The sequence below is a fragment of the Mesorhizobium sp. M8A.F.Ca.ET.021.01.1.1 genome (assembly GCF_003998025.1).
GTDB lineage: Bacteria > Pseudomonadota > Alphaproteobacteria > Rhizobiales > Rhizobiaceae > Mesorhizobium.
In genome coordinates this window covers 1-15,241 of record NZ_RZSJ01000083.1, presented here as the reverse complement: position 1 = coordinate 15,241, position 15,241 = coordinate 1, and the positions used below count along the sequence as shown (strand labels likewise).

Genomic DNA, 15,241 nt, shown 5'->3' with positions numbered 1-15,241 from the left:
ACCATGCTGAGCGTCCATCCGGTCAGCACCACGCCGATCGTGCCGCTTTCGCGGCCGGGCGGAGCGATGGCCGCGGCACTGGCGTAGATTGCCGGCATGGCGACGCCGGCGGCAATGCCGGCGACAAGCTGTGCCGCAACCAGCGCTGTCACGGTAGGCGCGGCGGCGCTGGCGACCAAGGCCAATGCCAGCAGCAGCAGGGCCGCCTGCAGCATCCGGCGCGCGCCGACCCGGTCGATATGGCGTGCCAGGAACACGGCGCTCGCCGACGTGCCGAGGCCGAAGGCAGCCGCTGCCATCATCACCATGGGAACGCTGGTCGAGAACGATACGGACACCGCCGGAGCGATCGGGCCCAGCACCAGCGAATTCGAGCCGATCACGGCGATGCATCCGGTCAGCAGATAGGCGAGGGCCGGGATGGGCGGTCTGGTGTCCGCGCCCAAGGCTGCGGCTTGATCGTTGTTCGACATATCATCATAATGGCCGCATTAAATTCCGTGACAATCGGGAATATCGATATGGATGAAGAAACAGATGGCATTCCGCGGAACAGGCCGGCGGCCCGGGATGTCGACGCGACCGACCGAAAAATATTAGGCGTTCTGGTCGACGACGCGACGGTCACCTATGCCGAGCTTGGCGATCGCGTCGGCCTGTCGCCGCCGGCAGCGCATGAGCGGGTCAAGCGGCTCCGGCGCAGCGGCGCCATCCGCAACACGGCCGCCATCATCGATCCCAACGCGGTGCGGAAGCCGCTGCTCACCTTCGTCCACATCGACACCAGTGGCTGGGGCAAGACCCCGGAACTGATGGCGATCTCGGAATATCCCGAGGTCGAGGAGATCCATACCGTCGCCGGCGATACCTGCGTATTGCTCAAGGTGCGTACCGAGGACACCAAGGCACTCGAAGGCCTGCTGTTGCGTCTCTACGAGACACCCGGAGTCACTTCGACGCGCAGCTACGTGGTTCTGGCGACTTACCTCGAACGGCCGGTGCAGCCCGGCATCACGGCGCAGTGGCCGACGCCGAAACACCTGGGCAAGCCGCTGTATTAGCTCCCCAGCCGGATGGTCTCGAAATAGGCGTCGGTGCCGACCTGGCCGCCCTTCAGCGCGATCTCAAGGCCGTCTATCGCGCCGCCGCCATGGGCGACGCAGAGCGGCGACCCCGGTGACTGCGGCAACGGCATGCGCACGGTCAGCGCGTCGATGGCCAATTGTCCGAGCGCGTGGCTGGAGGTGTCGCCGCCGGCAATCACGGCGCGCTTGAGTTTCTGCTCGGCGATCAGCCTGCGCAGGATGGTTCCCAGCGCCCGTCCGAGTGTGTTCCGGGCGCCCTCGATCCGGTCGATCTCAGCACCGCGATCGGCCTGTGGACCAAGCGCGGAGTAGAGGATGACGCTGCGGCCCTTGGCCAGGCTCGCCAACCCGGCCGCGACCGCCTGCTCGGTCGCTTCGCCGGCGCCTTCGCAGACCAGTCGCATCGCATCCATCTCGACGCCGTCGAACCCGTGAGCAAGCGCGTGGCGGATCTGTTTTTCCGTGGTAGGGGAGACGCTACCCGACACCACGGCGAGCCGATCCACGGGGCCGGGCGGTGCGAATGCGGCATGCCCCGATACGATGCCCTTGGCCGCCCATTCGGCCAGCAAGGCATATTCGGCGCCCGAGGATCCGACGACGAAACCATGGCCCTTCCCGTGGATACGCCAGAGTTGTTCGCCGACGCGTTTCTGCGTCTGGTGGCTGTCGACGTCGAACAGGACGATATCCTTGTCTTGCAGGACTTGGTCGACCGTCCGCGCGAGATCGTCCGCCTGCAACGTTGCCAGGTCGACTAGGCCGGAACTAAGGCTGGTCTGGCGCGAAAGGTGGACGAGCAAGTCGGCCTCGTCCATCGGCGTCACCGGATGCCTGCTCATCACCGGATGCCGGTCGATGCGGAAATATGCGCCGCGGAACGCCGCGAAGAGGTTGCCGAAGGCAGTGTAGCGCTTGAGCTGTGGCGCGCCGACCACCATCGGCACGCTTGCCGCCTCGAAAATGCGCCTGCCGATCTCGGTGGCGCGGCCGATGCTGCCGACCGCCGGGCTGGAATCGAAGGTCGAACAGATCTTGTAATGGCAGACCGCCCCCCCGAGGCCTTTCAGCCATTCGAAGGCCGGCGTCAGGTTTTCCTCCATCCATTGCGGCGTTTCGCTTCGGCTGATGCCCGCCAGGCCAACCGCGCGGCAATGCGAAAATCGCGCCAGCAGGGACTGGTCGGGCTGGCGCATGAACAGCACGGTCGGCACGCCGCCGAGTTCGAGCGCCTCCATGACGTCGGTCGACCCGGTGAGGTCGTCGCCGTAATAACTGAGGAGCAGGTTTTGCACGGCCATGCTCATGCCGCCCTGCCGTCGCCGAATTTCTCGATCGATCGCGCCAGTTCGACGTGATCGCGGGCATAGTCCGTCAGCGCGATGCCCTCGACCGCCGCCTGCCAGGCCTGCAGCACGGCCCGTACGCCGGCGCCGGGCCCGTCCGGATGGCTGACGATGCCGCCGCCGCAGAGGTAGAGGAGATCGAGCGTGCGGCCAGTGCGCCGATAGGTTTCGGGCGCCTGGCCGCCCCACTGGCCGGAGCAGGCCACGGGCAGCGCGCAATCGTCTGATGAGAACAGCGGCGTCGTCACCGCCTCGAACGAGCGGATGAAAGAATCGTCCGGCTCCCAATATTTCGAGCCGATGCCGTTGATCTGGAACTGGTCGACGCCGAGCAGCCGCCAGAATTGCTGCCAGACGCTGAAATCCATGCCGAGGCCGGGATGGCGTGTGAGGATATCCCAGCCCTTGCGGTGGGCATGCAGCACCAGCCCGGAACGCTTTCTCAGATATGCCATGCCGCCGAAGCCGATGGAATTGATGTTGACGACGGCGCAATTGCCGCCGGCTTCGAGCACGAGATCGTGGTTGCGCATCATCTCGTCGGGATCGGCATGCGAGATGCCGAAGGCGTACATCACCTTCTTGCCGGTCTTCTGCTCTTGGTCGAGGATCAGCGGCATAATCGCCTTCACCCGCTCGCCCAGCGGCGAATAGGCCGGGCTCATCAACTTCTCGTCGTCCTTGATGAAATCGACGCCGGCCTCGATCAGTTCGCCCACCATTTCGGCCGTCTCATGCGGCCTGAGCCCCAGCGCCGGCTTGACGATGGTGCCGATGATCGGTCGGCCCTCGACCCCGGTCAGCCTGCGGCTGCCGGTCAAGCCGAACTGCGGGCCCGGATGGGCGCCCCGGTATTGTTCCGGCAGCTTCATGTCGATGACGCGGATGCCGGACAGGCCCCTGATCGAATAGGTGCCGCCGATGGCGATGGTCATCAGCGCCGACAGGTCGGTGCCGATCGCGTCGAATGGGAAGCCGATGTCAACATCGGCGCGCCGGAATGGCCCGCTGCCGGACCCGGGCAGCGATGGTTGCTCAGCATCGGCCAGATGCCGGATCGCCAGCACGCGCGCCGCCACGCGCGCCTTCAACTCCTCGGTCTCGCCCGGCAGCGCGACGAAGGTGCCGGTCGACTGGTCGCTGGCGATCTTGGCCGCCAGCGCCTCGATGCTGCCAGGGGTTTCGATGCGATAGGTAAGTGTGATCATGGTCGACCGGCCGCTCGAAAAGGGTTCGAAAAAAGTTTTGTCGCGCAGGAAATCTGGTATAATGAGTACATAAGTATTGCAAGAAATATCCGAGTCTCGGCAAGAGCGGGCGGGCTAGGGCAATTCCAGGAAAACCGTGCAACGGTTTTCTGTCCGGAATTGCGTAAAAGCTGGAGCGTCCCCGCTCCAGGTGCGGGCATTCCGGTAATCCTGCCGGGAATGCTAAACAAGAACCGAGCCAGGGAGTGATTCGTCACGATGAACCGTTCGGAGCCGATCGTCCGGCGCAAACTTTCCGACGAAGTCTTTGCAAGGCTGAAGCGGCTGATCACCAGCGGCGAACTGCAGCCCGGCGACGACATGCCGTCCGAGCGCGAGTTGATGGAGCGCTTCGAGGTCGGCCGGCCGGCGATCCGTGAAGCCATGCAGGCGCTGAGCAATATGGGGCTGGTCGCCATCTCGCATGGCGAGCGCGCCAAGGTGCTGCAACTGACCGCCAAGTCGATCATCAAGCAGGTCGACGGCGCGGCCAAGATCATCCTGTCCTCGTCCAGGGACACGCTGGAGCACTTGAAGACCGCGCGCATCTTCTTCGAGCGCGGCATGGTCAGGGAAGCCGCGGAAAAAGCCACATCACAGGATGTGCAACTGCTGAAGGCAACCGTGGCCGAGCAGCGCGCCGCGCGCGGCGATTCCGAAGCTTTCATCTCCGCCGATATGAAGTTCCACACCCAGATCGCGTCCATTTCAGGCAATCCGATCTATGTCGCCGTCAGCGAAGCCACGCTGGGCTGGCTGAAGGAATACCACACCGAAATGCTGATCTGGACCGGCAAGGAAAAATACACGCTGACGGAGCATGAAGAGATCATCGACCGCATAGAGCACAGGGATGCCGACGGTGCCGAGAAGGCGATGATCAAACACCTCGAACGCTCGCGTGCTCTCTATGTGATGAATTCCGAGAAGTGACGCTCTAGCCGACACGCATAATGGCGTAGGGCGACATCACGAGATGGTCCTGGCCAAGCGTCGAAACATCGATCGGGACATTATTCGCCGTCAGGTTCGCCAGCCAGACGATGGTTTCCCTGGAGGCAGCGCGGCCGGCCAGCGCCAGAACTCGCGTCTCGTCACTGGTCGTAGCGGAAACATGCGTCAGTCCAGCCAACTCACAAAGCCCTTCGATGGCCCGGAGGATCGGCCGCGGCGTTCCTTGCGCGACGGGTTCGCCTGATCCGGCAACCACGCCGAACGGTCCGGCGAAGCTGGACAGTGTCAGCATCTCCAGTCCCGCAGGCGCGACGCGCGCGGCATAGCCGATCGTCCATGCGGCGGCGAATTGCGCGGCATGGCGGGGGTCGCGGTTCGCCATGGCGATGCGCTGTCCCCGCGAATTGTCCTTGGTCGCCCCACCATAGGGGTTCTGGCGCATGGCAATCGTCGATGGCCCGATGCGATACGGCTTTGTCCCGAAGATCGCCCGGGTGGACCGGGTGATGAAGGGAAGCGTCTCCAGCGACTGCATGACGCTGAGATCGTCGGCGGCATGCACGATCGGACAGGTGCAGTGGGTGATGAAATCGAGCTGGTCGGCGGGAACGCGCTTGCGGTTGAGCTCGGTGAAATAGCTGAACATGCCGCCGCCGAGACGGAGGCCGGGAAAGGCGCGGCGGGCGGCCGCGTAGACGTCCTCGAGCTGCGGACATGCCGGCCAGGGGCTGCCCGGCGGCGTCGACTGGCGGTCGACCGCGGGCGATACCGCGATGGCGTCCACCCGCAGGCCTACCTGGCGCAGCATATTGGCGACGTCGGAAAGTTCGGCGTCGAGGTCGCCGGTGCAGGCGGCCACGCATTCCAGCGTCGTCGAAGCGGGATAGGCGGCGGCGAGTCGGGCATGGGCGCGCAGCGCGTCGAGACCGTGGCCGCGCGTCGGATCGAAATGGAAAATCAGCTGCCGGGGACCGAGCCTTCCCAGCAGCGGTAAATCGGCAAGTGCCGCCTCCACATCCTCGGGATAGATGACGACGCCGATGTCAGGCAGCTTCGCGCCGGCTTGCCCAAGCTCGACGCGGACCGGCTCGGCCGGCACGGCCGAGGCGGGCAGATTGGCGTCGCCTGCGATGCTCAGGCTGATGGTCTGACGAAGGGATTGCCTGGCCGGCAGCACATAGGGCCATGGCAGCGCCAGCGGCCGCACATAGGTCTTGTAGGAGGCATCAGACCAGTTGCGCTGGTCTTCCATCTCGAATGTGTCGCCTTCCATCCGGCATTGCGCGACGACGCCAGGCCGCACCTGATGCGTGATGGCGCGCAAATCCTTGAACGGCTGCCACGGGTCGATCAGATCGGGCAGTTCCGTCTCTTCCACGCTGCCGTCGGTGTGCTCCACCGTCACCGCGCTGCCGGCGAGGCCGGCGATCGGATGCAGGATGCAGAAGCCGCATCGGTTGGTCTCGAAATCGCTCTGAGGCAACGCGATCACGTCGAAGCTGAGATTGCCGTCGGCGGACCCCTCGATCGTCGTGCGGAAGCCGAGCCGGCTGCCGCCCGGACCCGCACAGCTTGCCGCATAGCTGACGCGGAAGCCGCCATCGCGCTGGTCGATTGTGAGATCCGTCAGGACAGGCCCATAGGTGCCCCAGTCACGGTCGCGCACCACATAGGCGATGGCGCGCAGCACTTCGGTGCCGCCATGGCGGATGGTGCGCAGGTTGCCGTTGACCAGCTCCGCGCTGAGCGCGCCGGCCTGCAGCAGGATAGGCGCCGCTTCGGCCGTCCCGGTGCCGTAGAGATGGAAAGCGTCGGCCGTCATTTCAGCAGGTCGTCGATCTGCACCGGCGCGCGGCTTTCGGCGCCGGCATAGGCTGCTTCGACGAGGGCGAACGTCCTCAGATTGTCGGCTCCCGAGGTTGCCGGCTCCTTGCCGGATACGAGGCTGTCGACCCAGTGCTTCTGGATCGCCAGCACGCTTTCCTGGATGTTGTGCCATGGCCGCGAGGCCCAGGGCAGCAGCCGCGGCGAGACGTCCTTGACCGTGGTGCCGTTCTTGCCGGTGACGGTAAGCTGGTAGCCCTGCGCCAGCCGGATCGTGCCGTCGCTGCCGTCGAGTTCGACCAGTGTTTCCGGGAACGGCTCGGTAGCAAGCCTGGTGGCATAGCTGCAATCGACCACGGACGTCGCGCCGCCGGCGTGGTCCATGAGCATCGTCGCGACATCCTCGCCGGCGATCTTGGGATTGATGCGTGTGGTACGCGCGGTCAGGCTCGTCACGTCGCCGAGCAGGAAACGGGCGATGTCGAGGATGTGGATGCCGAGATCCTCAATGATGAAGCGTTTGCCCGTCGCCAGATAAGGCTGGCCCGAAAACACGTCATAGCCGGAGCGGAAGGAGATGCGTCCGAAGAACGGCGTGCCGATCTCGCCGCTGTCGAGCACGGCGCGCACCGCCTGGATCGGCGACTGCCAGCGAAAATTCTCATGCACCATCAGCGGCACGCCGGCGTCCGTGCAGGCCTTCACCATCGCCTTGGCATCAGCGAGCGTCGGCGCGAAGGGTTTCTGGCAGATGACAGGGACGCGGTTCTCGGCCGCCATCTCGACCAGCGGCCGATGGCTGCCCACGGTGGTGGCGATGTCTACGAAGTCGAGCTTTTCGGCCGCGAACATCGCCGCCGCGTCCGCATAGCGCCGCGCTACGCCGAACTGATCGCCGACGATGCGCAGCCGTTCCGGATCGCGGTCGCAGATGGCGACGATCGAGGCGCCCTCGATGTCGCGCCAGGCATGCATCTGGTTGACGGCGAAGAAGCCGCAGCCGATCAGCGCTCCCCTTAAACCCGCCATGCTCAGCCCGCCTTCGCCATCTGCATCAGGGTGACGCGCTGCTGCAACCGGCGCTGCGCCTGGTCGACGACGACGGCGACGATGATGACGAGGCCCTTGATCACCATCTGCCAGAAGGAACTCACCCCCATCATCACCAGCCCGTCCGACAGGATGCCGATGACGAAGGCGCCGACGATGGTGCCGCCGATCGTGCCGCGGCCGCCAGACATGGAGGTGCCGCCGAGCACCGCTGCCGCGATCGCGTTCAGTTCGAAGCTCTCGCCCGTCGCCGGGTGCGAAGCCATCAGCTCCGACGAGATGATCAGGCCGACGATCGCGGCGCAGAAGCCGGAAAACATGTAGACGAACATCTTGACCATGTTGACGCGCACGCCCGAGATCCGGGCTGCGCGCTCATTGCCGCCGACGGCGAAGATGTGGCGACCGAGCGGGGTGTAGCGGGCGAGGTAGGCGGCCCCCAGCGCCGCCACGACCAGGATCCAGATCGACACCGGCAGGCCGAGGAGCCGGCCAGCGCCGAGGAAGCCGAAGCCGGTGGTGCCCAATTCCGGCTTGCCGACCAGGTTGGGAAAGGTGCGGCCGTCGGAGGACAGCAGCGCGAAACCGCGCGCCACATAGAGCACGCCCAGCGTGGCGATGAAGGGCGCGACGTTGAGCCTGGTGATCAGCAGGCCGTTGACGGCGCCGATCGTTATGCCGACCAGAAGCGTGATCAGGATGATCTCGAAGACGTTGAAATAGACGGTGTAGCCGATCTGCAGGTCGATGCCGTTCAGCACGAGATAGCCGGCTACCATGCCGCACAGGCCGACGATCGAGCCGACCGAAAGGTCGATGCCGCCGGTGATGATGACGAAGGTCATGCCCATGGCGAGGAAGGCGTTGAGCGCGACGTGCTTGGCCATTAGGATCAGGTTCGCCGCCGACAGGAAGTTCGGCGCGGCGATCGAGAAGAACACCAGCACCGCGATCAGCGCGATGAAGGTCCGAAGCTTCATCAGCGTCAGCAACGCGGAGCCGCTGGAGGCGGAAGGAGCGGCCGCCTTGGCCGGAATGTCAGTCATCAGCGTTGCTCTCCATGTGCGGGGGCAAGTTGTGCGGTGGGTCCGTGGCCCAGCGCCGATGCCGCGACGATCGCTGCTTCCGTCGCCTCGGCGCGGTCGAACATGCCGGTCAGTCTGCCATTGCTCATCACCGCGATGCGGTCGGACAGCGCCATCACCTCGTCGAGATCGGAGGTGGCGAACAGGATGCCGAGACCATCGCGCGACAGCTTGCGCATGGTGCGGAAGACGTCGGCCTTGGCGCCGACATCGATGCCGCGGCTGGGTTCGTCCATCAAAAGCACCTTCGGTCCGGTGAGCAGCGCCTTGCCAATCACCACCTTCTGCTGGTTGCCGCCCGACAGCGACGAGACTTCCTGCGCCGGATCGGCGACCTTGATCGCCAGTTCCCGCACCATCTGCACAACGGCCTGCCGCTCGGCGCCGCCCCGGATATGGAACAGGCGTACGAAGCGCGACAGGCTCGCCAGCGTCAGATTGCTGGCGACCGAGAGGATCGACACCAGCCCCTCGCGCTGACGGTCCTCCGGTATCAATGCCAGCCCGCGCTGGATGCGGCGCGTCGTGTCGCGCTCCTTCACTTGCTTGCCGGCGATGAAGATCTTGCCGCTGGCATGGCCGTGACGGCCCATGATGCAGTCGAACAACTCGCTGCGCCCGGCGCCCATCAACCCATATATGCCAAGGATCTCGCCGGCGCGCAGCGCCAGCGAGACATGGTCGACCGCCAGCCCGCCAGTCACGCGCGGCAGGCAGATCTCCTCGGCGCGGAAGATTTCCGCGCCGGGCTGATGGCCGTCGGCTTTGGCGAAATCCTTGGCGTCCGAGCCGATCATCTGCCGCACGATCCACTGCGTATCGACGTTCCTCATCTCCTCTTGGCCGGTGATACGGCCGTCGCGCAGCACGGTAACGGTGTCGCCGATGCGGATCAGTTCTTCCAGGCGGTGCGAGATGTAGACGATGGCGACGCCGCGCGCCTTGAGGTCGGCGATCACCTTGAACAGGATTTCGACTTCAGCCGCGCTCAGCGCCGAGGTCGGCTCGTCCATGATCAGGATCTTGGCGTCGAGCGAAACCGCCTTGGCGATCTCGACCAGCTGCTGCTGGCCGATGCGCAAATCCTCGACCAGCATGTCGGGCCGGATGCCGGCCTCGAGCCGGTTGAGGAATTCGCCCGCCCGCTTTTCCTGCGCCTTGCGGTCGATCTTGCCCAGCCGGTTGGTGATCTCGCGGGTGGCGAAGATATTCTCGGCGACGGTCATGTTGCCGAACAGGTTCAGCTCCTGGAACACCATGCCGATGCCGCGCGCCACCGCATCTCCCGACGAGGAGAAGGAAACCTCTTCGCCTTCGAGCAGGATGCGGCCGGCGGTCGGCTGCTCGACGCCGGCGATGATCTTCATCAGCGTCGACTTGCCGGCGCCGTTTTCACCGACCAGCACGTTGACGGCACCCTTGCGCACCTCGAAGTTCGCCTGCTTGACCGCGACAGTGCCGGCATAGACCTTCGAGACGTCCTCCAGCTTCAGGATGACGTCGTGAGCGGGGCTCATGGCCTCGGCCCGATCTCGGCCTCCGCCGGCGTCACAAGGGGCAGGTCCTGGCCGCCTTCGATCGTATAGGCGCCGAGCACCTTGGCGGTCCGGCCCTCAAGTGCCTCGCGCGGCAGTTTGGACAGCACGGTCTTGTCGGCATAGGCGTTGAAGGCCTTCCCGAACTGGGCGAAGTCGATCTGGTTGGTGAAGTCGTTGAACTGGACGAAATCGAGGCTGTCCCGCAACGCCGTGCCGCGCATGGCCGGCCCGATCTGGACGCGCGCATCGGCCTTGCCGTCGCCGTCCACGTCGATATCCATCGTGCCCGCCCGCGACTGCGTGTTGGCAGTGATGATCTTGCCCTCGACTCGGACCGCGAAGGTCCATGGCGAATTCGTCTGCTTCCTGGGATTGCCGTATTTGGCGCCGGCCGCCGCCGGATCGGTTTTCGCCAGCGCCTGGACTTCGGCCAACGGTCCGGCCTTCTGGACGAGATAGGGGATGACCTTCGAGGCCCAGATGTCCTCGACCATCTTGTCTGGGTTGAAGGCAGGCGCACTATTTTCGCTCCGCGCCATTGGCGTCGGCAGGATCTTGCAGCCGCTCAGGCCAAGGCCAGCGAGCGCGGCGAGAGTTAGCCAGGTCAATGTCTTCGGCATGGCGATCAAAAGCACCCGGAACGTGAATGGAGGCGAGGGGCGAACCTGGGTCCGCCCCTCGCAATTATAGCGCGCCGGCTCAGTTCTTCAGCGCGAAGGTTTCGAGCTTGGCGGCATTGTCGCCGTTGATGAGCACGCAGTCCATCAACTGCTTTTCCTTCTCGGGCGACTTCTTGTTCTTGATGAAGTCGCTGGCCTGTTCGACCGCCATCTGCGCCTGGGCGTAGGCCGGCTGCAGCACGGTCGCCTTGATGCCGCCGGAGGTGATGGAATCGCGCACGTCGTTCGAACCGTCGAAGCCGACGACGATGACATCCTTGCGGTTCGCGGCCGCGAGCGCCGCATAGGCGCCCATCGCCATCGTGTCGTTGCCGGAGATGACGCCCTTGATGTCGGGATTGGCCTGGAGGATCGATTCCATCTTGGAATAGGCCTCGGTCTGGCTCCAGTTGGCCGACTGCTGCGCGACCATCTTCAGGTCCGGATAGTCGTCGATGACATCATGATAGCCCTTGGAGCGGATGCCGGCATTGGTGTCGGATTCCTTGCCGACCAGCTCGACGAAATTGCCCTTCTCGCCCATTAGCTTGACGAACTCCTGCGCGCCGAGCTGCGCGCCCTGGTAATTGTTAGAGACGATCTGCGCCACGGCGACGCCGGTGGCGTTGATCTCGCGGTCGATCAGGAAGGAGGGAATGCCGGCGTCCTTGGCCTTCTGCACAGCGGCGACGGTCGCGTCGGCACCGGCATTGTCGAGGATGATCGCCTTGGCGCCGCGGCCGATCGCGGTGTCGATCAGTTGGGACTGCTTGTTGGCGTCGTCGTCATGCACCAGCACCAGCGCCTCGTAGCCGAGTTCCTTGGCCTTGGCTTCGGCGCCGACGGCTTCCGCCTTGAAGAACGGATTGTCGTGCGATGGGGTGATGATGGCGATGAGGTCGGCCGCGTAGGCGGGCATCGCCGTGCCGATTGCCAGCACACCTGCGAAGGCGGCAAGCGTCATTCTGCGTGTCAGTTTCATGAAGTCCTCCCTTTGAAAAATCTGTGCCTCGGTCGTCGAGGCGACTGCATCTGAATTCGTCAGGCCGCGGAGAATGCGGACCACTTCGGCTCAAGCCGCCGATCGGCTTCTTCAGAGCCGATCCGCGCTCCCGTTCCCCGCCATCCTCCACTCGTCCCGGCTCGAACTCCCAGCGAAGCGTGCCCGATCCGAGCCAGCAACAATTTAGCCAACTGGTATGATGAGTCAACCACAAATTCAGGTGATATGTACCTGATGACTCGTTCAGGTAATCCGCTGGATGCTGGCCGCGATCTCTTCCGGCTCGAAGACGCGCTTCCAGTCGTCGCGCATCAGCACCGGCTTGCCGAACTCGATCGCCTTGTTGCATGCATCGGAGAACACGCCCTGGGTCTCACCGAAGATGACGGCGCCGAGCACGTTCATGTGGCCAAGCAGGAAATCGAGCGCCGCCTGCTGGTCGACGCCGCGCGCCACGACCTCGTCGACCGCTTCCTTCATGACGACCAGCAGCGAGGCGCACACGGTTTCCGAAAGGCCTGGCTCGAGCAGCGCCATCTGTTCGACGGAAACGCGGTGCGAGCGCATCACCGGCGCCCAGATGATCTTGGCGATGGCCTCGCCCTTGGCATAGTCGGCTTCCGGTCCCTGCATCAGCGCGCTGACCATGTGCTGCTTTGCCTTGACGCCGCCGAAATAGTCCTTCTTGGCCGCCATGTCGGTCTCGTCGTTGAAGATCGGCGGATGGCAGGGATGGGTGACGAAGTAGGTCAGGTCGGGACGATCGGGCAAATGGCCGGCGAAGGGTGCTGCGGCATCGAGCACGATCACCATCGTGCCCGGCGCAAGCTTGCTCTCGATGCCGGCCGCGACCTTGCCGATATGAGTGTCCGGCACGGCCAGGATCACCACGTCGGCGCCTTTCAGCGCCTCGTCGGCGCTGACCGTATCGAAGCCCAGTCCGGTCTTCAGCCGCTCACGCCCAGCCTCGCTGACCTCGACATGGCGGATCGTGTAGGGCGAGCCGCGGAAATTGGTCGAAAGGCGGTATCCCATTTTGCCGCCGGCACCGAACAGCGCGATCGTCGTCATCTAGCCCTTGCTCCCTGGTCTTGAACGATGGCTTAGCCGATCGTTGCCTTATATACTGGTATGATCACTCTACCACGTTTTGGCAAGAGGAAATCATCATCCGTCTGTCATTCCGGGCGGACCGCCTCGGGCGTCCGGATCGGATTTCACCGCGTCGCCGTCGCGTGCTGTAGAAGGCGGCCCGTCGCGACGGCACTTTCCAGCCCGGCATCGCCAGATCGAGGAGAGCAACGATATCCTGGACGATGTCCCGCGCGCCCCACGGCAGACCGCCGGTCTGTATGTGTGGTGATGATGGGGACGTGCAGGCTGGCGAACAGGTGGCGACGGCGCTTGTCGATCCGCTGAAGATCAACGTGCCTTATTAGCCTGCCCGCGATTGGAGTGCCTGAAGCGTCATGGTCCCCGGCCGCCAAAACACGCCCATGGATGCCATTATTCGCGGCGGCCCGCGGTGCTCACCGCACTTTGTCAGCGTGCTGGAGATCGCCAGGCGGCACGGCCCGGACCGTGAACGTTTGGTTCTGAACGCGCGCCTTCGCGCAACCGATTATCCCCGCTCGGGGAACATCGCCCTCAGCCCTTCGCGCGAGGCCTTGGCGATGCCGCGCTCGGTGATCAGTCCGGTCACCAGCCGTGCCGGCGTCACGTCGAAGGCGGGGTTCCTTGCCGGCGTCGCTTCGGGCGACACACGCACCTGGGCGATCTCGCCCTTGGCGGTTTTGCCCCAGACCAGCGACACCTCGTCGCCCGAGCGCTCCTCGATCGGGATTTCAGCGAGGCCGTCGCCCACTGTCCAGTCGATGGTGGGAGAGGGCAGCGCGACGTAGAACGGCACGTCATTGTCGGCGGCGGCGAGCGCCTTCAGATAGGTGCCGATCTTGTTGCAGACATCGCCATCGGCAGTCGTGCGGTCGGTGCCGACGATGACCATGTCGATCGCGCCGCGCTGCATCAGATGGCCGCCGGCATTGTCGACGATCAGCGTGTGCGGCACGCCGTGGCCGGCCATCTCCCAGGCGGTCAGTTGGGCACCCTGGTTGCGTGGGCGTGTTTCATCGACATAGACATGGACTGGAATGCCGGCCTCGACGGCGAGATAGATGGGTGAAGTGGCTGTGCCGTAGTCGACGGTCGCCAGCCAGCCGGCATTGCAGTGGGTGAGGATATTGACCGTCTCGCCCGGCTGTTTGCGCGCCGCGATCGCCTTGATGATTTCAAGGCCGTTCTTGCCAATGGCGCGGTTCAGCCCAACGTCCTCGTCGGCGATTTCACTGGCGCGCCGGTAGGCGGCCGTGGCGCGTTTTTCTGGCGGCAACGGCCGCAGGAAACGCCGCATCTCGTCCAGCGCCCAGCGCAGGTTGATCGCCGTCGGTCGTGTCTCGTGCAGTGTTTCCCAGACGGCATCGAGCGCTTCGTCGGATGCGTCATCCGTCATCTGCATGGCGACGCCATAGGCCGCGGTGACTCCGATCAGCGGTGCGCCGCGCACCCACATGTCGCGGATCGCGGTGGCGACGCCGGCGACCGTGCCGAGCTTCTCGATGCGGAATTCATGCGGCAGCCAGCGCTGGTCGATGATCTCCACCGAGCGGCCGTCGCCGCTGAGCCAGATGGTCCGATAGTGGCGGTCGCCGACGTTCAAATGCTGTTCTCCTGTTCGATCAGCGCGGCCAGGTTGTTGACCTCGTCAATGCTGTGAATCTGGTGCCGGTTGACGGCGATGTGGCGGCCGAATTTCAGCGCCTTCGCCTCACAACTGGCGCGTAGGTCTTCATCGGCAATGGTCTCGAAGTCGGCATTGTGGGCGAGGCCGAGGATGCGTCTGTGCACCTCGATGCCGGCAAAACCGAGCAAATCGGTCCAGATCTGGTGCAGCACATGGTCGAGCGCCTGCTCGGCGGCGAGTATGTCGCCCTGATCCTCGAACAGGGTCTTCTGGTAGAGCATGCCGGTGCGCTCGGTGCGCCACAGATGCGAGAACTCGGCGCGAAACACCGCCCAGGTCTCGACGACGACATCGAGCAGATAGGCGCGCATGGCATCGCGCTTGCCTTTCTGCTCATGTCCGCGTTGCGAGAAGAAGGACATCCAGAAATTGGCGAGCAGCATGCCGACATCGAAGGCCATCGGACCGTAGAAGGCGAACTCCGGATCGATCATCCGCGTTTCCTGGTCGGTGACCATGATCGAGCCGGAATGCAGGTCGCCATGTAGAAGCGTCTCGGCATTGGCGGCAAAGATATGCTTCAGCCGCTGTGCCTCGACCTTGAGGTCGCGGTCGGCCCGCAACTCGGCAACCAACGCGTCGAGCTGCGGGCTGGTGTGGCGGTTCATCTTGGCGTCGAAATAGGGGTCTGAGAATACGAGATTCTCGGT

The 15,241-nt window shown here is 64.5% G+C and carries 15 protein-coding genes; 3 read left to right on the top strand and 12 right to left on the bottom strand.

What is annotated here, in order from left to right; translation table 11 throughout:
• Positions 1-473 (bottom strand): MFS transporter (locus EOA36_RS09750; protein WP_145969137.1); only part of this gene is annotated, 473 nt, incomplete at its 3' end.
• A gap of 48 nt (positions 474-521) precedes the next feature.
• Here EOA36_RS09750 and EOA36_RS09745 point away from each other — a divergent pair.
• A complete protein-coding gene (locus EOA36_RS09745; RefSeq protein WP_127277235.1) occupies positions 522-1,061 on the top strand; it encodes an Lrp/AsnC family transcriptional regulator in 540 nt (179 codons plus the stop codon).
• On the opposite strand, the gene EOA36_RS09740 is transcribed toward EOA36_RS09745, so the two are convergent.
• Together EOA36_RS09740 and oiaX are read right to left on the bottom strand one after the other, a co-directional pair.
• A complete protein-coding gene (locus tag EOA36_RS09740; protein ID WP_127277237.1) occupies positions 1,058-2,380 on the bottom strand; it encodes a four-carbon acid sugar kinase family protein in 1,323 nt (440 codons plus the stop codon). The genes EOA36_RS09745 and EOA36_RS09740 overlap by 4 nt on opposite strands.
• A gap of 8 nt (positions 2,381-2,388) precedes the next feature.
• Positions 2,389-3,639, bottom strand: a complete 1,251-nt coding sequence (oiaX, locus tag EOA36_RS09735; RefSeq protein WP_127277233.1) for a 3-oxo-isoapionate-4-phosphate decarboxylase OiaX — start codon at positions 3,637-3,639, stop codon at positions 2,389-2,391.
• A 258-nt stretch (positions 3,640-3,897) separates the two neighbouring features.
• Here oiaX and EOA36_RS09730 point away from each other — a divergent pair, with 258 nt between their 5' ends.
• Positions 3,898-4,611, top strand: coding sequence for a transcriptional regulator NanR (locus EOA36_RS09730; protein WP_127277231.1), 714 nt, complete (start codon positions 3,898-3,900; stop codon positions 4,609-4,611).
• A 4-nt stretch (positions 4,612-4,615) separates the two neighbouring features.
• On the opposite strand, the gene EOA36_RS09725 is transcribed toward EOA36_RS09730, so the two are convergent.
• The 7 genes from EOA36_RS09725 to EOA36_RS09695 form a co-directional block, all read right to left on the bottom strand.
• Positions 4,616-6,454, bottom strand: coding sequence for a hypothetical protein (locus tag EOA36_RS09725; protein ID WP_127277229.1), 1,839 nt, complete (start codon positions 6,452-6,454; stop codon positions 4,616-4,618).
• The gene (locus EOA36_RS09720) at positions 6,451-7,485 is read right to left on the bottom strand and encodes a Gfo/Idh/MocA family oxidoreductase (protein ID WP_127277227.1); all 1,035 of its coding nucleotides are present in this window, start codon (positions 7,483-7,485) and stop codon (positions 6,451-6,453) included. Before EOA36_RS09720 ends, EOA36_RS09725 begins: the two co-directional genes overlap by 4 nt.
• A gap of 2 nt (positions 7,486-7,487) precedes the next feature.
• The gene (locus tag EOA36_RS09715) at positions 7,488-8,552 is read right to left on the bottom strand and encodes an ABC transporter permease (RefSeq protein ID WP_127277225.1); all 1,065 of its coding nucleotides are present in this window, start codon (positions 8,550-8,552) and stop codon (positions 7,488-7,490) included.
• On the bottom strand, positions 8,552-10,108 hold the full coding sequence (locus EOA36_RS09710) for a sugar ABC transporter ATP-binding protein (protein ID WP_127277223.1): 1,557 nt from the start codon (positions 10,106-10,108) through the stop codon (positions 8,552-8,554). The genes EOA36_RS09715 and EOA36_RS09710 overlap by 1 nt, the downstream gene beginning before the upstream one ends.
• Positions 10,105-10,749 carry a DUF2291 family protein gene (locus EOA36_RS09705; protein ID WP_127277220.1) on the bottom strand — a complete coding sequence of 215 codons (645 nt, stop codon included), beginning with the start codon at positions 10,747-10,749 and terminating at the stop codon, positions 10,105-10,107. The genes EOA36_RS09710 and EOA36_RS09705 overlap by 4 nt, the downstream gene beginning before the upstream one ends.
• Before the next feature lie 79 nt (positions 10,750-10,828).
• Positions 10,829-11,770, bottom strand: coding sequence for a D-ribose ABC transporter substrate-binding protein (locus tag EOA36_RS09700; protein WP_127277218.1), 942 nt, complete (start codon positions 11,768-11,770; stop codon positions 10,829-10,831).
• 264 nt (positions 11,771-12,034) lie between these two features.
• The gene (locus tag EOA36_RS09695) at positions 12,035-12,862 is read right to left on the bottom strand and encodes a phosphogluconate dehydrogenase C-terminal domain-containing protein (protein ID WP_127277215.1); all 828 of its coding nucleotides are present in this window, start codon (positions 12,860-12,862) and stop codon (positions 12,035-12,037) included.
• Between the two features lie 245 nt (positions 12,863-13,107).
• Here EOA36_RS09695 and EOA36_RS38785 point away from each other — a divergent pair, with 245 nt between their 5' ends.
• Entirely contained in the window at positions 13,108-13,230 is a 123-nt protein-coding gene (locus tag EOA36_RS38785) for a hypothetical protein (protein WP_281040047.1), read from the top strand.
• 182 nt (positions 13,231-13,412) lie between these two features.
• On the opposite strand, the gene mtnA is transcribed toward EOA36_RS38785, so the two are convergent.
• Both mtnA and mtnK read right to left on the bottom strand, forming a co-directional pair.
• On the bottom strand, positions 13,413-14,507 hold the full coding sequence (mtnA, locus tag EOA36_RS09690) for an S-methyl-5-thioribose-1-phosphate isomerase (protein WP_127277213.1): 1,095 nt from the start codon (positions 14,505-14,507) through the stop codon (positions 13,413-13,415).
• The coding region (mtnK, locus tag EOA36_RS09685) for an S-methyl-5-thioribose kinase (RefSeq protein WP_127277211.1) at positions 14,504-15,241 on the bottom strand (738 nt) is incomplete at its 5' end. The genes mtnA and mtnK, both read right to left, overlap by 4 nt.